Origin of the sequence: Rhodococcus sp. SGAir0479, from assembly GCF_005484805.1 — a bacterium.
Lineage (GTDB): Bacteria > Actinomycetota > Actinomycetes > Mycobacteriales > Mycobacteriaceae > Prescottella.
The window spans coordinates 3,072,822-3,091,885 of sequence record NZ_CP039432.1; the positions used below are offsets into that span (position 1 = coordinate 3,072,822).

The following is a 19,064-nucleotide window of genomic DNA, read 5'->3' on the forward strand; positions in this document are numbered from 1 at the left end:
GCTATTCGGCAGCGGCTTCGGCGGGAGCCTCGGCGGCCCCACCCTCCGCAGCCTTCTTCTCCTGCAGCGCGGCGGCCAGACGGGCCACCTGCGAAGCGGGAGCGTTGAACAGGCCGGCGGCCTTTGCCAAGTTGCCCTTCATCGCGCCGGCGAGCTTGGCCAACAGGATCTCGCGGGACTCGAGGTCCGCGATCTGGTTGACCTGATCCACGGACAGCGCAGCGCCGTCCATGTACCCGCCCTTGATGACGAGTGCCTTGTTGTCCTTTGCGAAGGCCTTGATGGCCTTGGCAGCGTCGACCGGCTCGCCCTTGATGAATGCAATGGCGGTCGGTCCGACGAACAGGTCGTCAAGGCCCTCGACGCCCGCCTCAGCGGCGGCACGCTTGACCAGGGTGTTCTTGGCGACGGAGTAGGTGGCACCCTCTCCGAGAGCGCGTCGCAGCTGCGTCAGACTCGTGACCGACAGACCACGGTATTCCGTGATCACGGCGGCGGACGAGTCCTTGAACTGCTCGGTGATCTCTGCAACCGCAGAGACCTTCTCAGGCTTTGCCATACTTCGCCTCCTCTCGTGACAGTCGTTGTTCCACTGGGACACGGTCTTCCGACGTGAGTCGTCCGACACGGCCCGTGACATGCAAAACGCCCCGGTGCAGGGCACACGGGGCGTACACGAGGAAATCCATCTCCTGGCCGAAGCCTGACGCAGACAAACATCCCCCACCTCGTCCTCCTGCGTGGGCCGCCGGGCAATCCCGGACCTTCAACCGATTCCATTGCTGGGCACGGTGACCAACGGTCTTGGGTAGAACATTTTCGGGGCGGAGTCCGCATCGAGCACCGAACTCCAACGAGAAGACTAACGAAGTCCGGGCCCCAGCGCAAAACGGATCCCGCCTTCGGGCGGCCGTCGTGCCGAGCGTCACACCCACGGGGAAGCCGGGCCCGCCTCGCCTCGCTCCGGATACGCCGAAGGCCGGCGCAGAGTCACTCTGCGCCGGCCTTCGGTGTCGATCAGATCGCGGGAAGCCGCGACTTACTCGCCGTCCTCGAGGAGGTTGCGGGTACGGTTCGGGTCCACCGGGATGCCCGGTCCGGTGGTGGTCGAAACCGTGACCTTCTTGACGTAACGGCCCTTCGCCGACGACGGCTTCGCACGCAGGATCTCGTCCAGCGCGGCGCCGTAGTTCTCGACCAGCTTGGCATCGTCGAACGACGCCTTGCCGATCACGAAGTGCAGGTTGGCCTGCTTGTCGACGCGGAAGTTGATCTTGCCGCCCTTGATGTCGGCGACAGCCTTCGCGACGTCCGGCGTAACGGTGCCGGTCTTCGGGTTCGGCATCAGGCCACGCGGTCCGAGGACGCGGGCGATGCGGCCGACCTTGGCCATCTGGTCCGGGGTGGCGATCGCGGCGTCGAAGTCGGTCCAACCGCCCTGGATGCGCTCGATGAGGTCCTCGGAGCCCACGGCGTCCGCACCGGCGGCCTCGGCCTCGGCGGCCTTCTCGCCCACGGCGAACACGACGACGCGTGCGGTCTTACCGGTGCCGTGCGGCAGGTTGACGGTGCCGCGCACCATCTGGTCCGCCTTGCGGGGGTCGACGCCCAGGCGGACGGCAACCTCGACGGTCGCGTCCATCTTGGTCGACGACGTCTCCTTGGCCAGCTTCGCAGCCTGCAGGGGGCTGTAGAGCTTGTCCGCGTCGATCTTCTCAGCGGCGGCGAGGTACGCCTTGCTGCGCTTTGCCATTTCTTCTGTCCTTACTTCTCACCCGTAGGTGAATGGTTCAGTTGTGGTGCGGGCCTGGCCGGCCCTCCCACAGGGAGGAGAAGACCCTGCGTCACGGCAGAGTCCGCTGAGAAATCAGCCCTCGACCGTGATGCCCATCGAACGCGCGGTGCCGGCGATGATCTTCGCGGCTGCGTCGATGTCGTTCGCGTTGAGGTCTTCCTGCTTGGTCTTCGCGATCTCGCGCACCTGGTCCATGGTCACGGTCGCGACCTTGTTCTTGTGCGGCTCGCCGGAGCCCTTCTGCACACCAGCAGCCTTGAGCAGCAGCTTGGCGGCCGGAGGGGTCTTCAGCTTGAAGTCGAAGGTCCGGTCTTCGTAGACGGAGATCTCGACAGGGATCACGTTGCCGCGCTGGGACTCAGTCGCCGCGTTGTAAGCCTTGCAGAACTCCATGATGTTGACGCCGTGCTGACCGAGCGCCGGACCCACGGGCGGTGCAGGGTTAGCCTGACCGGCCTGGATCTGAAGCTTGATGAGCCCTGCGAGCTTCTTCTTCTTGGGGGGCATCTTCGTTCCTTGTTCTTACTGGGTGTGTTTCTTGCGAACTGCGTGCAAGTGTGTGGCGGTACCCGCGAGCGGGAACCCGCTAGATCTTCTGAACCTGGTTGAACGAGAGTTCGACCGGGGTCTCGCGACCGAAGATCGAGACGAGGACCTTGAGCTTCTGCTGCTCGGCGTTGACCTCGCTGATGCTCGCCGGGAGCGTCGCGAACGGGCCGTCCATGACGGTGACCGACTCGCCGACCTCGAAGTCGACCTCGATGACCGGCTTGGCGGCCGCGGGAGCGGCACCTTCGCCACCGCCGGCGGCAGCCGCGGCAGCGGGCTTCTTCTGGCCCTGCTGCGGCATGAGGAACTTCACGACCTCGTTGAGCGTCAGCGGCGACGGACGCGAGGTGGCACCGACGAAACCGGTGACACCGGGAGTGTTGCGGACCGCGCCCCAGGACTCGTCGTTGAGTTCCATGCGCACCAGGATGTAGCCGGGCAGGATCTTCCGGTTGACCTGCTTGCGCTGGCCGTTCTTGATCTCGGTGACTTCCTCGGTGGGGACCTCCACCTGGAAGATGTAGTCGCCGACGTCGAGGTTCTGGACGCGGGTCTCGAGGTTGGCCTTCACCTTGTTCTCGTAACCGGCGTACGAGTGGATGACGTACCAGTCGCCGGGCGAACGACGCAGCGCGGCCTTGAACTCGGCGACCGGGTCGACCTCTTCCTCGGCCGCGGGAGCCTCGTCGGCGCCCTCGGGAGCATCCTCCGTCACGGCATCGTCTTCGACCTGCTCGCCGGTTGCGTCGTCTTCGACCGCCGCGTCGGCAGACACACCGTCTTCGATGACCGCCTCGGCCGAAACGCCCTCCTCGGCCAGAGCCTTGTCAGAGTCGTTCTCGGGGGTGCTCACTGGAGGCACTCTTCCTCTCGTCAATCACATCGTTCGGGAACGCCGACGGGCGTGCCCGGATTAGCCGAACAACCAGCTGACGCCCTTGATGAATCCGACATCGAGGAGGCTGATGAACGTCACCATGAAGGCGACGAACACGACCACCACGCTGGTGTAGGTGACCATCTGCTTACGATTCGGCCAGATGACCTTACGGAGCTCGGCGACCACTTCCCGCAGGAAGCGGCGAATTCGCTTGAAGATGTTCTCCGCGCGGGGCTGGGCGGCCGGCTTCGCACCGGAACGCGCCTTGGGCGACTTGACGGAGGTGGCCGCTACGGCCGGCTTCGCCTTCTCGCCGGATTCGACGGCACTCGCACCACCGCGGCGCGCACTGCGCTTGCCGCTCGGCTTTCCTGCTGGGGCCGCACCGACGGGGCTCTCTTCAGCAGGGACTGGACCGTTGTCGACCTGATCGGAAACGACTGACTCGTCGGCAGATCCGGAGTCCGAAGACCCGGAGACGCTGTCGTCGCGCTTGCCGCGCTCCTCGCTCACCGTCGTTCCTCTCAGTCGCTGGCCAATCCGGGTGCAGGGGCGACAGGACTTGAACCTGCAACCTGCGGTTTTGGAGACCGCTGCTCTGCCAGTTGAGCTACGCCCCTTTGGTCGACCGATCGAACTGGTCGACCTATCTGGGTTCACATGACATGCGCGCCACCCTGTGGCGGTGTCCGTACGGCCTGTGGAACAGTCCTTACGAGCACCGTAGGGCAGCGCGCAGCGCCTGAGTAACCCCAGAAACTCTAGTGTACTTCAATGCCCGGATCAAACCCAATCCGCTCGGCCACTCAGGCCAGACGGACCGTTGCGGTGGCTCGTCCGAAGATCTTCCGACCCTCGAACCGCGCCACGATCGCGACTACTGCGGTCTTGCTCTCGGTGTCCACCGACTTGATCTTGCCGGTGAACTCCACTTCGGCGGCCTTGTCGGCCGCCACGTACACCGGGCTGGTGAACCGAACGTTGTATTCGGTCACGGCACCCGGATCGCCGAGCCAGGACGAGACGAATCCGCCGCCCAGACCCATCGTGAGCATCCCGTGTGCGACGACGTCCGGCAGGCCGGCCAGTCGCGCCACGTGATCGCTCCAGTGGATCGGGTTGGGATCGCCCGACACGCCGGCGTAGTTGACGAGATTGCCTCGGGTCAGGGTGACGACGCGCTCGGGAAGCTCGTCGCCGACCGCGACGTCCTCGAACCTACGGAGCGACATGCATCATCACATCCTTGACGGCGTGGGCGATGTTCTCGTCCACCTCACCCCCGGACCGCGCGACGAGCGTGGTCCAGGTGGTCTGGACCAGTTCGCCGTTGACGTCGGAGATGATGTTCTTGGTGACGATGATGTCGCTGCCCGCGGCCTGACGGAAGGACTCCAGGTGCACGTCGCAGATCAGTCGGTCACCCGCCACCAGCGGCCGGTGGAAGACGAGGCGCTGGTCGGTCTGCATGATCTGGCTGAGGTCGTAACCGGTGACGACCTCCTCGAACAGCTTGCGCTGTGCGAGCATGCCCACGATCGACACGAAGGTCAGGGGCGCCACCAGGCCGTCGTAACCGAGACCCGCGGCCGCATCCTCGTCATGATGGGCGGGATGGTTGTCGAGCACCGCTCGCGCGTACTCGCGGATCTTCTCCCGACCGATCTCGTAGAAGTCGCTCACACGGTAGTGGTGCCCGACCATTGCGGCCGCATGCGCAGCGGGGTCGACCGCTGATTCGGCCTCACCCACGACTGTCTCTGTCACAGCGAAACACCCCTGCCCTGTAGACGCAATCCGTTAGGGCAGTCTGACAGTGAACCTAACGCGCGAGCGTCGACTCCGAGAAACTACTTGGACTCGCGATGCGCCCGGTGGGTCCCGCAGTTCGGGCAGAACTTCTTCAGCTCGAGACGGTCGGGGTCGTTGCGGCGGTTCTTCTTGGTGATGTAGTTGCGGTGCTTGCACACCTCACAGGCCAAGGTGATCTTCGGCCGAACGTCAGTCGAGGAGGCCACGGGGACGCCTTCTTTCGCGTGAGAATCTGATCAGAGAGAGATCAGGGTGGATCATTCGTCTTGTGTAGCGATGGCCGGACTTGAACCGGCGACACAACGATTATGAGTCGTTTGCTCTACCAACTGAGCTACACCGCCTCGGTGTCGAGTGTCGCGCGAAGCTGACGACACCACAATCCAGCGAGCCCCCTGACGGAATCGAACCGTCGACCTTTTCCTTACCATGGAAACGCTCTGCCGACTGAGCTAAGGGGGCGTGGCTCTGCTGCGCATTTCTGCTCGCTGAAGCCTCCAGAAGATTACACAGACCTTCGCGTGAGTACCAAATTCGCTGGTCAGCGCCGGTAAATCGGCGAACGCCCGACGCGTTCGGGCGCGATTTCCGGACTCCCCCGACCCGAGGGAGTCCGGAATCGACGACCCGGCGTCTCGATCCGTGCGGCTCAGTTCACCCGGTCGACGCGCGCCGGCATCGACGCGAGCAGGACGGTCTTCGCCTCGAGGTACGGCTGCAGGCCTTCGAGCCCGCCCTCGCGGCCGAGGCCGGACTGCTTGAACCCACCGAAGGCGATCCCGAAGTCCGTCTGGAACCCGTTGTGCCCGACGGTGCCGGAGCGCAGTTGCCGCGACACGGCCCACGCGCGCTCGACGTCGTTCGTGAACACCGAGGCGTTGAGCCCGTAGACGGTGTCGTTGGCGATGTCGACGGCCCGGCTCTCGTCGTCGGCCGCGATGACGCTCACGACGGGGCCGAAGATCTCCTCCCGCGCGATGGTCGAGTCGTTGTCGACGTTGCCGAAGACGGTCGGCTCGATGAAGAAGCCGCGGTCGAGGTGCGCAGGGCGTCGTCCGCCGGTCACCAGGCGGGCACCCTCCTCGCAACCCTTGGCGATCAGCCCCTCGACCTTCTCGAGCTGCCGGGCCATCGCGAGCGGACCCATCTCGGTGGCCGCGTCGAACGGGTCGCCCACCCGGATGGCCGACATCGCGGCCCCCAGGGCGTCGACGAACTCGTCGTGGCGGTGGCGACTGACGACGATGCGGGTGAGCGAGGCGCACACCTGGCCGGTCATGATCCGGGCGGACGTCGCGATGGACTGCGCCGCGGTCGCGAGGTCGTAGTCGTCGAGGATCACGCCGGCGGACTTGCCGCCGAGTTCGAGCGTGCAGCGCGCGATGCGCTCACCGCACAGCGACGCGATGCGGCGTCCGGCCGCCGTGGAGCCCGTGAAGGCGACCTTGTCGATGCCGGGGTTGCGCACCAGCAACTCCGAGACCTCGCGGTCCGCGGTGACGACGTTGACGACTCCGGCGGGCAGTCCGCACGCCTCGGCGATCTCGGCGAACGCGTAGACCGCACCCGGCGCCTCCGGCGACGCCTTGACCACGACGGTGCAGCCCGCGATCAGGGCAGGCGCGACCTTGTTGGCGAGCAGCCCGAGCGGACTGTTCCACGGGATGATCGCCGCTACGACGCCCACGGGCTCGCGGACCAGCAGGCCGACACCGCGGCCGGAGCTGGGCTGGTGCTCCTCGACCCACTGGTAGTTGTCCGCGAGGCCGGCATAGAAGTCGAAGACGTCGCCCGAGCCGGCCGAGGCGTACGTCGACGCCGTCGCCAGGATCCCCATCTCGCTGGTCCAGATCGCCCCGAGCTCGGTGCTGCGCTCGCGGATCGCGGCGCCGATCGCGTGCAGGTAGGTGGCGCGCTCGGCGTGGGTCATCCGCGGCCACGGTCCGTGGTCGAACGCGGTGCGGGCCGCGTCGACCGCCCGGGCCATGTCCTGCGCGTCGGCCTCGGCGACGGACAGGAACACTTCCTCCGTGGCGGGGTTGACCACGTCGAACCGGTTCGACGTCGACGGCGCGACCCAGTCGCCGCCGATGAACAGCTTGCCGGGGTGCTGCAACTTGGGGGACGCCTCGTTCGCGTCGATCAGACCTGTCATCGAGGAATCGGCTCCTTCGCACGTCCTGCGCCCGCCCTGTGACGAGCGCCACTGGGCACGGACGCTAGAGAGATGTGCGCGAGAAGAGACCCACCGGTCTCGGCCAGTGGGATGGATCACACCGACGGGACGGTGGCGATGCGGCGGGAGGACCCCCGAAAACAGTTCAGCCCCGACCCTTTTCGGGGCCGGGGCTGAACTGGTGGCAGGTGTAGGATTCGAACCTACGTAGGCGTAAGCCGACGGATTTACAGTCCGCTCCCATTGGCCGCTCGGGCAACCTGCCTGGCTGCGCCCAGAGTTTCCTGCTCGCTCTGACGCGTATCGAAGAATACAACGAAGTCCCCCCGGATACGCAAACCGGGTGGATACGGGCGGTTGCGAACCGATAGCGTCAGGGCAACCCACCGCTGTCCGGGGTGGGGTCGACCGCTATGGATTTGGAGTGCGCAGTGGCTGATTCGTCCTTCGACGTTGTGAGCAAGGTTGATCGTCAAGAGGTGGACAACGCTCTGCATCAGGCCGCGAAGGAGTTGAGCACCCGCTTCGACTTCCGCAATACCGGGGCCGGCATCGAGTGGTCCGGCGAGGAGACCATCACGCTCACCGCCGACACCGAGGAGCGCCTGAAGGCGGCCCTGGACGTGTTCAAGGAGAAGCTGATCCGCCGGGACATCTCGCTCAAGGCCTTCGACGCCGGCGAGCCGGCGCAGTCCGGCAAGATCTACAAGCTCAGCGGCTCGTTGGTGCAGGGCATCAGCAGCGAGAACGCCAAGAAGATCTCGAAGAAGATCCGTGACGAGGGCCCCAAGGGCGTCAAGGCGCAGATCCAGGGCGAGGAACTGCGGGTGAGCAGCAAGAAGCGCGACGACCTGCAGGCCGTCATCGCCCTGCTCAAGAACGAGGACTTCGGTATCGCCCTGCAGTTCGTCAACTACCGCTGACGCTGCCGAGCCGGCACGACGGGGCCGCACGCGACTCGATCGCGTGCGGCCCCGTCGTTTCGGACCGGAGGCCCTTCCCGACCGGAAGCCGGGCTCAGAACTCGCGGTACGTGGGCGGCAGACCGCCGTCGGACGGGCCGCCGCCGGCCATCTTCTCCAGGCGCGCGATCCGGTCCGCCATGGGCGGGTGGGTGGAGAACAGCTTCCCGACGCGGTCGCCGGCACGGAACGGGTTGGCGATCATCATGTGCGACTGCGCCGCGATCTTGGGCTCCGGCGGCAGCGGCGCGGCCTGGGTGCCGCGATCGAGCTTGCGCAGCGCCGACGCGAGTGCGAGCGGATCGCCGGTCAGCTCGGCCCCGGACTGGTCGGCCTGATACTCGCGCGAGCGGGACACCGCGAGCTTGACGACGGTGGCCGCGATCGGACCCAGCAGCGACACCAGCAGCAACGCCAGGGGGTTCGCGCTCTGGCCGTCCCGTCCCCCGCCGAACATGTTCGCGAAGATCGCCATGTTCGCCAGGCCCGAGATGACCGCAGCCATGGCCCCCGCGACCGACGAGATGAGGATGTCGCGGTTGTACACGTGGGACAGCTCGTGACCGAGCACGGCCCGCAACTCGCGCTCGTCGAGGATGTCGAGGATCCCGCTGGTGCAGCACACCGCCGCATGCCGCGGGTTGCGGCCGGTCGCGAACGCGTTGGGCGCGGCCGTGGGGCTGATGTACAGCCGCGGCATCGGCTGGTGCGCGGCCGTCGCGAGCTCACGGACGATCCGGTAGATGACCGGCGCCTGCACCTCGGTGATCGGCTGCGCGTGCATGGCCCGCAGCGCCAGCTTGTCACTGTTGAAGTAGGCCCACGCGTTGGTGCCGACGGCGAGCAGGATCGAGAAGATCAGGATGTTGCGATTCCCGAACAACGAGCCGATGAAGATGATCAGCGCCGACATTCCGACCAGCAGGCCGAACGTCTTGGCACCGTTTGCGTAACCGTGCACCACTCGCCTCTTCCGTATCCGCCGCCACCCGGGCCCGGGACGGCTCCTGACATGACAACGAACCAGCCCGGGAACGTGGTTCCCGGGCTGGTTCGAAGGCTACTTCAGCGGGTGGTCATCCGACCCGTTCGACGGTGTAGTCGACGAGCCGCACCAGGGCGTCGTTCGCCGGCCCCTGCGGCAGCTGGGCCAGCTCCGCTCGCGCGCGGTCGGCGTACTCGCCGAGCTTCGCCTTGGCCGCCGCCATGCCGGGCGACCGATCGAGCAGCGCGAGGGCCTCGTCGACGTCGGCGTCCTCGGTCACCGGGCCGTCGAGGAGCACCCGCAGCCGGTCGGCGTCGGCGCCCTCCTCCCGCAGCGCGTACAGCACCGGCAGCGTGTGGACACCCTCGCGCAGGTCGGTCCCGGGGGTCTTGCCGGACTGCTCGGACGCCGACGAGATATCGATGATGTCGTCGGCGATCTGGAAGGCGGTGCCGACCGCGTCACCGAGGCGTTCGAGCCGCGCGATCTGATCGGCGTCGGCGCCGGAGAACGTGCCACCGAAGCGGCCGCTGGCGGCGATGAGCGAGCCCGTCTTCTCCCACACCACCTTGAGGTAGTGCTCCACCGGATCCTGTGACTCGCGGGCACCGATCGTCTCGCGCATCTGGCCGGTGACGAGTTCGGCGAACGTCTCGGCGATGATCCGCACGGCCTCCGGGCCCAGCGTCGACACCAGGCGCGAGGCGTGCGCGAACAGGTAGTCCCCGGCCAGGATGGCGATGCTGTTGCCCCACCGCGCGTTGGCGCTGGGGGCGCCGCGGCGCATCGCGGCCTCGTCCATGACATCGTCGTGATACAGCGTGGCCAGGTGCACCAGTTCGACGACCGTGGCGGCGGTCACGACCGCGGGGTCGGTGCCCTCCGGGCCTAGCTGAGCCGTCAGCACGGTGAACAGGGGCCGGAAGCGCTTGCCGCCGGCCTTGGCCAGGTGCAGCGCCGCCTCGGTGAGGAAGTCCTCCCCGTCCGACAGCTCGCTGACCAGAAGCTCCTCGACGCGGGCGAGCCCGTCGCGCACGATGTTCGCGAGCTGCTGGTCGCCGAGATCGACTCCGGCGACGACAGTGCTCGACCCGTCAGTGCTCACGATGTCAGTACTCATTCCTGTAGTCGGTGACGCCTCGGCAGGCCCGGAAAACGCAGAAACCACGGTAGTGAACCTAGCGTCAGTCATGCTCGTCACCACACCTGCCCTCACCGCGGTCGACGACCTCGGCCTGAGAACATACTGGGGTGGTGGCCGAACCTTTCCCGACCTCGGGGTCCAGTGATGCGTCGAGCTCGTCCGCGGGTCCCGTCCCGAGCCTCCCGTCCCGCGCCCAGGTCCTGGTCGTCGGCGCCGGTCCGGCCGGCTCCGCGGCCGCCGCGTGGGCGGCCCGCGACGGCCGCGACGTCCTGCTGGTCGACGCCGCGACGTTCCCCCGCGACAAGACGTGCGGGGACGGGCTGACGCCGCGCGCCGTCGCCGAGCTCGACCGTCTCGGCCTGGGCGACTGGGTGCGCGAGCGCACCGTCAACCGGGGGCTACGGCTCAGCGGATGGGGGCAGGAACTGCAGCTGCCGTGGCCGGGCGGCAGCCTGCCGGCCGTCGGCAGCGCGGTCCCCCGCGCCGAACTCGACGACCGGCTCCGGCTCACCGCCGTCGAGTCGGGTGCACGGATGGTCGAGGGCGCCAAGGCCGTCGACGTGGTGCGGGACGGGGACCGGGTCCGTGCGGTGACGTTGCGGACCGCCACCGGCACCCACACCGTCGCGTGCGACACGCTGATCGTCGCCGACGGTGTCCGCTCCCCCCTGGGCAAACTCCTCGGCCGGCAGTGGCACCGCGAGACCGTCTACGGGGTGGCGGCGCGCGCCTACGTGTCCTCGGACCGCAGCAGCGATCCGTGGATCACCTCGCATCTCGAACTGCGCGACGACGCCGGCGTCCTGCAGCCCGGCTACGGCTGGGTCTTCCCACTCGGCACCGGCGAGGTCAACATCGGGGTGGGGACGCTCGCGACCGCGAAGCGTCCGGCGCCGGGCGCGTTACGGCCGCTGCTCGGTCTCTACGCCGACCAGCGGCGCGACGAGTGGGGCTTCGACGGCGACGTGCACTCGGTGGCGTCGGCGCTGTTGCCGATGGGCGGCGCGGTCTCCCACGTGGCCGGCCGCAACTGGGCGCTGATCGGCGACGCCGCGGCGTGCGTGAACCCGCTCAACGGGGAGGGCATCGACTACGGCCTCGAAGGCGGCCGACTGGTGGCCCGGATCCTGGACGACGACGATCTCACCGACGTGTGGCCGGCGATCCTGCGTGAGCGCTACGGCCGCGCGTTCTCGATCGCGCGCCGGCTCGCGAACCTGTTGACCATGGCCCGGTTCCTGCCGGCGTCGGGGCCGGTCGCGATGCGCTCGCGCGCGATGATGACCGTCGCGGTGCGGGTGATGGGCAACCTGGTGACCGACGCCGACGCCGACGCCGTGGCCCGCGCGTGGCGGGCGTCGGGCGCGGCGTCGCTGCGCCTCGACGCGCGGCGTCCGTTCGACTGAGCGGCGCTACCGCGTCGCGCGGTGCAGGGCGACGATGCCGCCGGTGAGGTTGCGCCACTGCACGTTGCGCCAGCCGGCGGCCTCGATGCGCTGCGCCAACTGCTCCTGCGTGGGCCACGCCCGAATCGACTCGGCGAGGTAGACGTACGCGTCGGGGTTGCTGCTCACCGCGCGCGCGACCTGCGGCAGGGCCTTCATGAGGTATTCCATGTAGACCGTGCGGAACGGACCGAACACCGGCGTGGAGAACTCGCACACGACGAGCCGTCCCCCGGGCTTGGTGACGCGTGCGATCTCGCGCAGGCCCGCGTCGAAGTCGGAGACGTTGCGCAGCCCGAACGAGATGGTGGCGGCGTCGAACACACCGTCGGCGTACGGCAGGTGCATCGCGTCGCCCGCGACCATGGGCACACCCCGGGACGCGCCCGCCTGCAGCATGCCCTTGGAGAAGTCGGTGGCGACCACCCAGGCGCCCGAACGGCCCAGTTCGACGGTGGAGACACCGGTGCCGGCCGCGAGGTCGAGCACCCGCTCCCCCGCCTGCAGCTCGAGCGCGGCGCGCGTCGCCTTCCGCCAGCTGCGGTCCTGACCGAAGGACAGGACGGTGTTCGTCAGGTCGTAGCGCTTCGCGACGCCGTCGAACATGGATGCGACCTCGTGCGGATCCTTTTCGAGCGAGGCCCGCGATCCGTGTGTTTCTGCCACGCCGGAAGACGCTACCAACCGGCTCACGCGTCGACGTCCGCCGCCGGGTTCTCCGCCGCCGGCTCCTGCGCCCGGGGCCGCCGGCCGAGGGCCCGGGCCCGGCCGCGCGCCCACGGCACGAGCATCACGACCACGGCGACGGTCACCGCGGCGCCCAGCACGGCGCCGGCGAGCACGTCGTGCGGGTAGTGGACGCCCTGCTGGACGCGGGCCAGCGCGATCAGCACGGCCAGCGCAGCCACGAGCCCGCGCTGCAGCGTCGACAGCATGCGTTCGGTGGCGAGCACGATCGCGGTCGCCAGGCCGACCGCGATGACGGTGTGGTTACTGGGGAACGACCAGTCCCCCGCGGCCGGACAGTCCGGCAGCGTCAGCTGGACGCGGCACGGCCGGTCCTCCGAGACGAAGGACTTGACGACCTCGCTCAGCGCGTACGCCACGACGACGCCGAACCCGCCCATCAGCAGATCCCCCAGGTGCCGCGAGCGGGTGCGCCACATCCGGGCGGCGAGGACCGCGAACAACGCGACCAGTACCAGCAGCGCGATGTCGGCGATCAGGCCGATGCCCGGCAGATCCGCCGTGTGCGGGACGACGGCACGGTAGACGGCCGCGCTCACGTCGCGCAGCAGGAACAGCACCACCACGACGACCGCGGCGGCGATGAGCATCATCCCCGCCCGCTCGTAGGACTTCGCACTCGCTCGCATTCGACCGAGGATAGAAACCCTTCCTGAGTGAACTTCTCAGGAAGGTCCGGTGTCGCGGCGGCGACGCAGCACCAGCAGGACGGGCACCGCGACCAGCCACGTCACGACGATCACCGAACCGGCGGGCACGATCGCCACGCGGGCGTCGCGCCCGGCGACCCGGACCAGGTCCGGATCGCTGCGCGCGTACTCGACGTCGATGCGCTGGCCCGCAGTCAGGTTGGTCGGGTAGAGCACGCCCAGTTTCGGGTTGTGGGTGATGCCGTCGGGCGTGACGAAGCTGACCGCGGACCGTAGCGAGCCCGCGGACAGCACCTCCGCGGTGGCGGTGCCCATGTCCGACTCGATGGTCCGGTCGTTGCGCCAGGCCGCGAGCACCAGCAGCACCGCCAGGATCGAGATACCGGCCGCGGCCACCACGACGCCGACGATCGCGCGGCGCGCCGTCCGGGGGCTGGGGCTGGGCTTCACCGACCGCACCGTCGCCTCACAACTGCGCCCGCACGGCGGCGTGCAGCTCCCGCAGTCCGGAACGCTCGGTGGCCACCTCGAGCACCCGGATGCCCTCGCCGGGCGCCGCGAGGGCGGCGGTGAGCTCGGCCAGCGTCACCCGGGTGTGCGGCACCCGGTACGCGGCGCACAGCGCGGCCAGGTCCATGCCGTGCGGGGTGCCGAAGACCCGTTCGAACACCCCCGCGTACTGCGGATCGCCCTGCTCGAGCAGCTCGAAGATGCCGCCGCCGTCGTCGTTGGCGACGACTATGGTCAGGTCCGCCGGCCGCGGTTCCCCGGTGCCGATGAGCAGCCCGGACGCGTCGTGCAGGAACGTCAGATCGCCCAGCAGCGCGATCGTGCGTCCCTCCGCCTCGTACGCGAGCGCGGCGCCCACCGCGGTGGACACGGTGCCGTCGATCCCGGCGACGCCGCGGTTGGAGAGCACCCGAACCCCGGCCCGCGGATAGCTCACCAGGGCCGCGTCGCGCACCGGGTTGGACGCGCCCAGCAGCAGCTGGTCCCCCGTCCCCAGGCTGTCCATGACGGCGGCCGCGACGTGCAGCCCGGTGGTCTCGGCGTGTGCGGCCAGCTGCGAGCGGACGGCCTTGTCGGCGTGCTCGGACAGGTGCCGGCACCGGTCCAGCCACGCCGCGTCCGGGGTTCCCGTCACCACCGCGCGGGTGCCGGTGGCGCGGACGTTGCCGGAGACGTCGGGCCAGCGCGGGCCGGTGGTGAGCGCGTACACCGAGACGGCCGGATCCGCGAGCAGCTTCGACACCGGCCGGTGCAGGGTGGGCCGGCCGGTGATGATCGCCTGCCGCGGCTTGAGCTGCGGCAGCGCCAGCGGGTGCAGCGGGACGCCGTGCAGCGGCGCGGTGGGCTCGGCGACCGTGGGCAGGCCCGCCAGCTCCGGCCGGTACGCGGCGCCGTGGCCGGAGATCACGACCGTGTCGGGGGTGATGTCGAGGTCCACGGGCACGTCGAGGGTGGCGTGCGTGGTCGTCGTCCACGGCGCGCCGTCGGGGCGGCCCCCGGGCGTCAGGCCCTGGGAGTGGACGTCGGGGACGAGCGGTTCGCGCAGCGGAATGTCGAAGTGCACGGGACCGGCGTTGCCGGAGCGGGTGCCGCGCGCGGCCGCGAGCACCCGGCACACCGCCGAGCGCCACTGGCTGTTCTGTTCGTCGAAGCGGATGCCGCGCAGCGACTCGTCGCCCGCCTCCTCGGCCAGCCCCAGACTGATGGCGGCGCGCACCTGGCTGCCGAACAGTCCGAACTGCTCGACGGTCTGGTTGGCGCCGGTGCCCAGCATCTCGTAGGGCCGGTTGGCGCTGAGCACGATCAGTGGGATGCGGGCGTAGTTGGCCTCGAGCACCGCGGGACCCAGGTTGGCGACCGCGGTCCCCGACGTCATGACGACCGGGACGGGCCGCCCTCCCGCGACCGCCAGACCGATCGCCAGGAATCCGGCGGTGCGCTCGTCGATGCGCATGTGCAGGCGCAGCCGGCCCGCGGCGTCCGCGGCCTGCAACGCGAACGCGAGCGGAGCATTGCGGGAACCCGGGCAGAGCACGGCCTCACGTACCCCGCCGCGGATCATTTCGTCGACGACGGCGGTGGCTTGTGCAGTGGACGGATTCACGCCTTCCAGACTGGCAGACGCGGCGCCCGGCGCGCCGCGAGGGGCCGGTGCCAGGATGGTCGGATGGTGCGTACGGTGTTCGATCCCACAGCGATGGATCCGGGCAGCTTCTACCCGGTGTTGACCGCCTCGGTGGTGCCGCGGCCGATCGCGTGGGTGTCCACGGTCTCGGCGGACGGGGTACCGAATCTGGCGCCGTACAGCTTCTTCACGGTGTCGAGCGCGCAGCCACCGGTCGTGCAGTTCACGTCGGTCACCCGCAAGGACAGCCTGCGCAACGTGGAAGCGACCGGCGAGTTCGTCGTCAACCTCGCGACGGAGGCGCTGCTCACCGAGGTCAACGCCAGTTCGGCGCCGTACGAGCCGGGCACCGACGAGTTCGCCGCCTTGGACATCGAGTCCGAACCGAGCGAGCGGGTCCGGCCACCGCGGGTGGCGGCGTCCCCCGTCGCGATCGAGTGCCGACTGCGGGAGGTGATCGAAGTCGGGAAGTCGTTCGTGGTGATGGGCGACGTGCTCGCGGTCGCGGTGCGGCCGGAGGCGCTCGCCGACGACGGGCTGCCCGCGTTCGCGGCGCTGGCACCGCTGAGCCGTCTCGGTCGCGACGAGTGGGGCATGCCGCCCGCCGTCCGGAGGATCACCCGCCCGGGGCGGCCTGGCTGAACCACACCCCCACGCTTCGTATTAGGGTTGGCTAAACTCTCACCGGATTCGCGGGACGGAACGCCATGGCCAAACGCTCCAAGTTCGTCAAGCCCGAGCAGCGCGAGATCGTCTCGGCGCACGTGCTCGGCAGCAAGCAGATCAGCCCGAACTTCGTGCGCGTCACGATCGGCGGCGAGGATCTGCGCGGGTTCGTCCCGATGGGCTTCGACCACTGGTTCCGGATGTTCATCCCCGACCCGGACGCGAGCGGGTTCCGGCTCCCCACGTCGGGCGGAAACCTCTGGTACGCCCAGTTCAAGCTGATCCCCAAGGACGTCCGGCCCATCCTGCGCAACTACACGGTGCGCGAATTCCGCCCCGCCGGAGGGGTTTACGGCGACGGCCCGGAACTCGACATCGACTTCGCGTCGCACGGCGACCTGGGTCCGGCTTCGGCGTGGGCCAACTCGTGTGCGCCCGGCGATCCGCTGGGCCTGCTCGACGAGGGACTGATCTACAACCCCACCCCCGACGCGCGCTGGCACCTGCTGGTGGGCGACGAGAGCGCGCTGCCCGCGATCGTCGGCATCCTCGGCTCGATCGATCCGGAGCTGCCGGTGCGGGCGTTCGTCGAGATCGGGCACGCCGACGACCGCCAGGACGTCGCGGTGAGCGAGAACGTCGAGTTGCACTGGCTGGTGCGTGAGGACGCCGCGGCCAAGCCCGGCGAACTGGCGCTGGCGACCGTGGCGGCCGCCGAACTACCCGGCGACCCGGTCTACGCGTTCGTGGCGGGTGAGAGCGATCTGGCCACGGGCGTGCGCCGGCATCTCGTGAACGCCCGGCACGTGCCCAAGGCCGACGTCGCCTTCACCGGCTACTGGCGTCACGGTCACGCCGCGTACTAGGCGCCGGTGCGCCTTTTCGGTGGCGGTGACCACCGCAAAGGCGCACCGGCAGCGTGCTGCCTAGCCTGCGTGCTTCTGCACCAGGTCGCCCAGGCGCGGAAGAGCCTCGACGACGTGCTTCTTCGCCGACGGGCGCAGCGACGAGTAGACCTTCTTGATCGCGCCCTTGTCGGTGCCCGCGATCCGCTCGTCGGTGACACCCAGAAGGGCGTCGGCCGCGGCGTCGCTCCGCGCGGTGAGGAACGCCGAGAAGCTGCCCTCACCACTCGCGGCGTACTCCTGCCAGAACGGCTCGAGCCGGGCGACGAACGCCGGCAGCAGCCCCTCGACGGCGTCGGGCACGATCGACGGGCCCACCTTCTTCACCGCCGCGTAGCCACCCTTCAGCGCCAGACCGGACGCACCTTTCTTGTCCGAGACCTCGGCGTCGACAAGTGCCTGGACGTCCGCGAGCACCGCGGGCTTCCGGGACTCGTCCAGCAGGGTTTCGTTCAGTGCTGCAACCACTTTCACATGCCTCCGTATCCACTGGTCCATTGCTGGCCGGGCACGACACTATACGAAGGAGGTATCGCCGCTGGTGACGAGCAGTTCGTGGCAACGGCGCAGCCGGGCCAGCCACCAGTCGGCACGCTCGGGCGATGCGGCCAGCGCGGCCAGCCGCTCCGGATCGGGTGTGACGGGGCTCGCGTCGAGCGTGCCGTCCGACAGCGCCCGTGGGGCGGCGACGTCGGCGGTGACCAGGCCCCCGGTGCCCAGCCCGCACGCGTGCCGCAGATCCGGCAGCGCGGCGGCGGCGGCCAGCCCTGCGCCCATCCCCACCGCGGTGTCGAGCGCGCTGGACACCACCACCGGCACCCCGTGCGCGGCCAGTTCCTCGGCGAGCGCGAGCAGGCGGCGCATCCCACCGAGCGGCGGCACCTTGACGACGGCGACGTCGGCGCCGCCCGCCCGGACGACGCGCATCGGGTCCTCGGCGCGGCGGATGCTCTCGTCCGCGGCGATCGGGACACCCGGCAGCCGGCGGCGCACCTCGACGAGTTCGGGCACCGTCGCGCACGGCTGTTCGGCGTACTCGAGCGGCCCGCCGGCCGTCAACGCCGACAGGGCGGTGACGGCGTCGTCGACGGTCCAGCCGCCGTTGGCGTCGACCCGCACGTTCGGAACGGCCGCCCGCACCGCGGTCACCCGCGCGACGTCCTGCTCCAGGCTCTGGCCCTTCTCGGCAACCTTGACCTTCGCGGTACGCGCGCCGGGGAAGCGGGCGAGGATCTCCGGCACCCGGTCGGCGTCGATCGCCGGCACGGTCGCGTTGATCGGCACCCGATCCCGCAGCGGCGCCGGCGGTCCCACCCACGCGGCCTCGAGCCCGGCGCGCAGCCAGTGCGCGGCCTCGGCGTCGTCGTACTCCGGGAACGGCGCGAATTCGCCCCAGCCGGCGGGGCCCTCGAGCAGCACGGCCTCGCGGGTGGTGATGCCACGGAACCGAACTCGCATGGGCAGGCTCACCACGCGGGCACTGCCGAGGACGTCGTCGACCGTCGGGAAGCTCACGGCTGCCCGGGAAGCAGTTGGAGCATGAGGGCCTCGCAGTCGGCCAGCACGGTGCCGTCGAGGTCGCGCAGTTCGGCCATGCAGAACAACTTCCGGCCCTCGGCGCGGTCCACTCGTCCCTCGACGACGAGTTCGGTCTCGATGGGGGTGACCTTGCGGTAGTTGACGTGCAGGTACGCGGTGCGCGCGATCGGATGCCCGGACGCGTGCACGATCATCCCCAGCAGATCGTCGAAGAGCAGCGCGATCGTGCCGCCGTGCGCGGCACTGTTCCCGCCGCGGTGGTACATCCGGAACACGCCGCGCGACCGGACGCCGTCGGTGTCGACCTTCTCGAACTGCCACGGCAGCAGCAACAGGCTGCCGCGGCCGGGCAACTGGGAGTTGAATCCGGCCGGCGATCTGCCCTCCGGCACCCGGTAGGACTCGAGCAGGTCGCCGAGGGCGGTCGCGCGGGCAGTCGCGTCGTCGAGGACGTCGTCCGGGATGTGGGTCGAGACGGCGAGGTCCTGCAGCCGGCGCAGCGACTCGACGAATTCGGCGAAGTTCGGTCCGGCCTGCACGGGCGTGAACACCGGGAATCCGCCGTGGTGTTCGTGGACGTCGTCGCCGGGTCGGGCTCCGTCCCCGGATCGAACACCGGACTGCAGTGACTCGCTCATGGCTGCACGGTAGCCCCGTAACGGGGCGGCGCGGGTG

At 69.3% G+C, this 19,064-nt stretch carries 22 protein-coding genes and 4 tRNA genes; 4 read left to right on the forward strand and 22 right to left on the reverse strand.

All coding sequences use genetic code 11. The annotated features are described in order from the left end of the window. Position 1: 1 nt before the first annotated feature. The 13 genes from rplJ to E7742_RS14305 all read right to left on the reverse strand — a co-directional run bounded on the left by rplJ (position 2) and on the right by E7742_RS14305 (position 7,477). Positions 2-559, reverse strand: coding sequence for a 50S ribosomal protein L10 (rplJ, locus tag E7742_RS14245; protein WP_137799534.1), 558 nt, complete (start codon positions 557-559; stop codon positions 2-4). 480 nt (positions 560-1,039) lie between these two features. Beyond that, the gene (gene rplA / locus E7742_RS14250) at positions 1,040-1,753 is read right to left on the reverse strand and encodes a 50S ribosomal protein L1 (protein ID WP_137799535.1); all 714 of its coding nucleotides are present in this window, start codon (positions 1,751-1,753) and stop codon (positions 1,040-1,042) included. Positions 1,754-1,867: 114 nt separating this feature from the next. Continuing rightward, entirely contained in the window at positions 1,868-2,302 is a 435-nt protein-coding gene (gene rplK, locus E7742_RS14255) for a 50S ribosomal protein L11 (RefSeq protein WP_137799536.1), read from the reverse strand. 79 nt (positions 2,303-2,381) lie between these two features. Continuing rightward, entirely contained in the window at positions 2,382-3,197 is an 816-nt protein-coding gene (gene nusG / locus E7742_RS14260) for a transcription termination/antitermination protein NusG (RefSeq protein ID WP_137799537.1), read from the reverse strand. Positions 3,198-3,257: 60 nt separating this feature from the next. Beyond that, entirely contained in the window at positions 3,258-3,737 is a 480-nt protein-coding gene (gene secE, locus E7742_RS14265; RefSeq protein WP_175420490.1) for a preprotein translocase subunit SecE, read from the reverse strand. Between the two features lie 34 nt (positions 3,738-3,771). Continuing rightward, positions 3,772-3,844 (reverse strand) — tRNA-Trp (locus E7742_RS14270). A gap of 186 nt (positions 3,845-4,030) precedes the next feature. Continuing rightward, the gene (gene hadB, locus E7742_RS14275; protein ID WP_137799538.1) at positions 4,031-4,456 is read right to left on the reverse strand and encodes a (3R)-hydroxyacyl-ACP dehydratase subunit HadB; all 426 of its coding nucleotides are present in this window, start codon (positions 4,454-4,456) and stop codon (positions 4,031-4,033) included. Further along, positions 4,443-4,928, reverse strand: coding sequence for a (3R)-hydroxyacyl-ACP dehydratase subunit HadA (gene hadA, locus E7742_RS14280; RefSeq protein WP_175420624.1), 486 nt, complete (start codon positions 4,926-4,928; stop codon positions 4,443-4,445). The genes hadB and hadA overlap by 14 nt, the downstream gene beginning before the upstream one ends. A gap of 146 nt (positions 4,929-5,074) precedes the next feature. Continuing rightward, positions 5,075-5,242, reverse strand: coding sequence for a 50S ribosomal protein L33 (gene rpmG, locus E7742_RS14285; protein WP_003937613.1), 168 nt, complete (start codon positions 5,240-5,242; stop codon positions 5,075-5,077). A gap of 65 nt (positions 5,243-5,307) precedes the next feature. Continuing rightward, positions 5,308-5,380: transfer RNA gene (locus E7742_RS14290), tRNA-Met, on the reverse strand. 45 nt (positions 5,381-5,425) lie between these two features. Further along, positions 5,426-5,498: transfer RNA gene (locus E7742_RS14295), tRNA-Thr, on the reverse strand. 187 nt (positions 5,499-5,685) lie between these two features. Continuing rightward, positions 5,686-7,191, reverse strand: coding sequence for an aldehyde dehydrogenase (locus E7742_RS14300; protein ID WP_137799540.1), 1,506 nt, complete (start codon positions 7,189-7,191; stop codon positions 5,686-5,688). Between the two features lie 200 nt (positions 7,192-7,391). Beyond that, positions 7,392-7,477 (reverse strand) — tRNA-Tyr (locus tag E7742_RS14305). Between the two features lie 166 nt (positions 7,478-7,643). Here E7742_RS14305 and E7742_RS14310 point away from each other — a divergent pair. Then, the gene (locus tag E7742_RS14310) at positions 7,644-8,135 is read left to right on the forward strand and encodes a YajQ family cyclic di-GMP-binding protein (RefSeq protein ID WP_137799541.1); all 492 of its coding nucleotides are present in this window, start codon (positions 7,644-7,646) and stop codon (positions 8,133-8,135) included. A gap of 94 nt (positions 8,136-8,229) precedes the next feature. Here E7742_RS14310 and htpX read toward each other — a convergent pair whose 3' ends face one another. Further along, complete coding sequence (gene htpX / locus E7742_RS14315) at positions 8,230-9,135, reverse strand: zinc metalloprotease HtpX (RefSeq protein ID WP_137799542.1); 906 nt, start codon at positions 9,133-9,135, stop codon at positions 8,230-8,232. A gap of 115 nt (positions 9,136-9,250) precedes the next feature. Then, on the reverse strand, positions 9,251-10,279 hold the full coding sequence (locus E7742_RS14320; RefSeq protein WP_137799543.1) for a polyprenyl synthetase family protein: 1,029 nt from the start codon (positions 10,277-10,279) through the stop codon (positions 9,251-9,253). Positions 10,280-10,413: 134 nt separating this feature from the next. Between E7742_RS14320 and E7742_RS14325 the strand changes: the two genes are divergently transcribed. After that, entirely contained in the window at positions 10,414-11,709 is a 1,296-nt protein-coding gene (locus E7742_RS14325; RefSeq protein ID WP_137799544.1) for a geranylgeranyl reductase family protein, read from the forward strand. Between the two features lie 6 nt (positions 11,710-11,715). Here the strand turns inward: E7742_RS14325 and E7742_RS14330 are convergent, their stop codons facing one another. From E7742_RS14330 to menD, 4 genes are read right to left on the reverse strand one after another with little or no spacing between them, the layout of a single operon-like run. Further along, entirely contained in the window at positions 11,716-12,414 is a 699-nt protein-coding gene (locus E7742_RS14330; protein WP_137799545.1) for a demethylmenaquinone methyltransferase, read from the reverse strand. A 23-nt stretch (positions 12,415-12,437) separates the two neighbouring features. Next, the gene (locus tag E7742_RS14335; protein WP_254699010.1) at positions 12,438-13,124 is read right to left on the reverse strand and encodes a phosphatase PAP2 family protein; all 687 of its coding nucleotides are present in this window, start codon (positions 13,122-13,124) and stop codon (positions 12,438-12,440) included. 36 nt (positions 13,125-13,160) lie between these two features. After that, entirely contained in the window at positions 13,161-13,595 is a 435-nt protein-coding gene (locus E7742_RS14340; protein ID WP_137799546.1) for a DUF3592 domain-containing protein, read from the reverse strand. 16 nt (positions 13,596-13,611) lie between these two features. Continuing rightward, a complete protein-coding gene (gene menD, locus E7742_RS14345) occupies positions 13,612-15,258 on the reverse strand; it encodes a 2-succinyl-5-enolpyruvyl-6-hydroxy-3-cyclohexene-1-carboxylic-acid synthase (protein WP_137799547.1) in 1,647 nt (548 codons plus the stop codon). A gap of 66 nt (positions 15,259-15,324) precedes the next feature. Here menD and E7742_RS14350 point away from each other — a divergent pair, with 66 nt between their 5' ends. Next, positions 15,325-15,921 (forward strand): flavin reductase family protein, encoded by a 597-nt coding sequence (locus E7742_RS14350; protein ID WP_137801220.1) that lies wholly within the window; start codon positions 15,325-15,327, stop codon positions 15,919-15,921. A gap of 65 nt (positions 15,922-15,986) precedes the next feature. Continuing rightward, positions 15,987-16,811, forward strand: coding sequence for a siderophore-interacting protein (locus tag E7742_RS14355; RefSeq protein WP_137799548.1), 825 nt, complete (start codon positions 15,987-15,989; stop codon positions 16,809-16,811). Between the two features lie 60 nt (positions 16,812-16,871). Here E7742_RS14355 and E7742_RS14360 read toward each other — a convergent pair whose 3' ends face one another. From E7742_RS14360 to E7742_RS14370, 3 genes are read right to left on the reverse strand one after another with little or no spacing between them, the layout of a single operon-like run. Continuing rightward, the gene (locus tag E7742_RS14360; protein WP_137799549.1) at positions 16,872-17,318 is read right to left on the reverse strand and encodes a DUF6918 family protein; all 447 of its coding nucleotides are present in this window, start codon (positions 17,316-17,318) and stop codon (positions 16,872-16,874) included. Between the two features lie 48 nt (positions 17,319-17,366). Next, entirely contained in the window at positions 17,367-18,365 is a 999-nt protein-coding gene (locus tag E7742_RS14365; RefSeq protein WP_137799550.1) for an o-succinylbenzoate synthase, read from the reverse strand. After that, a complete protein-coding gene (locus tag E7742_RS14370) occupies positions 18,362-19,027 on the reverse strand; it encodes a PaaI family thioesterase (RefSeq protein ID WP_137799551.1) in 666 nt (221 codons plus the stop codon). The genes E7742_RS14365 and E7742_RS14370 overlap by 4 nt, the downstream gene beginning before the upstream one ends. Positions 19,028-19,064 lie beyond the last annotated feature (37 nt).

Excerpts from the sequence above, each read along its gene's own strand:
- rplJ (WP_137799534.1), bottom strand. The coding sequence starts at position 559 with ATGGCAAAGCCTGAGAAGGTCTCTGCGGTTGCAGAGATCACCGAGCAG.
- rplA (WP_137799535.1), bottom strand. The coding sequence starts at position 1,753 with ATGGCAAAGCGCAGCAAGGCGTACCTCGCCGCCGCTGAGAAGATCGAC.
- rplK (WP_137799536.1), bottom strand. The coding sequence starts at position 2,302 with ATGCCCCCCAAGAAGAAGAAGCTCGCAGGGCTCATCAAGCTTCAGATC.
- hadB (WP_137799538.1), bottom strand. The coding sequence starts at position 4,456 with ATGTCGCTCCGTAGGTTCGAGGACGTCGCGGTCGGCGACGAGCTTCCC.
- hadA (WP_175420624.1), bottom strand. The coding sequence starts at position 4,928 with ATGGTCGGGCACCACTACCGTGTGAGCGACTTCTACGAGATCGGTCGG.
- E7742_RS14300 (WP_137799540.1), bottom strand. The coding sequence starts at position 7,191 with ATGACAGGTCTGATCGACGCGAACGAGGCGTCCCCCAAGTTGCAGCAC.
- E7742_RS14320 (WP_137799543.1), bottom strand. The coding sequence starts at position 10,279 with ATGAGTACTGACATCGTGAGCACTGACGGGTCGAGCACTGTCGTCGCC.
- E7742_RS14335 (WP_254699010.1), bottom strand. The coding sequence starts at position 13,124 with ATGCGAGCGAGTGCGAAGTCCTACGAGCGGGCGGGGATGATGCTCATC.
- E7742_RS14355 (WP_137799548.1), top strand. The coding sequence starts at position 15,987 with ATGGCCAAACGCTCCAAGTTCGTCAAGCCCGAGCAGCGCGAGATCGTC.
- E7742_RS14370 (WP_137799551.1), bottom strand. The coding sequence starts at position 19,027 with ATGAGCGAGTCACTGCAGTCCGGTGTTCGATCCGGGGACGGAGCCCGA.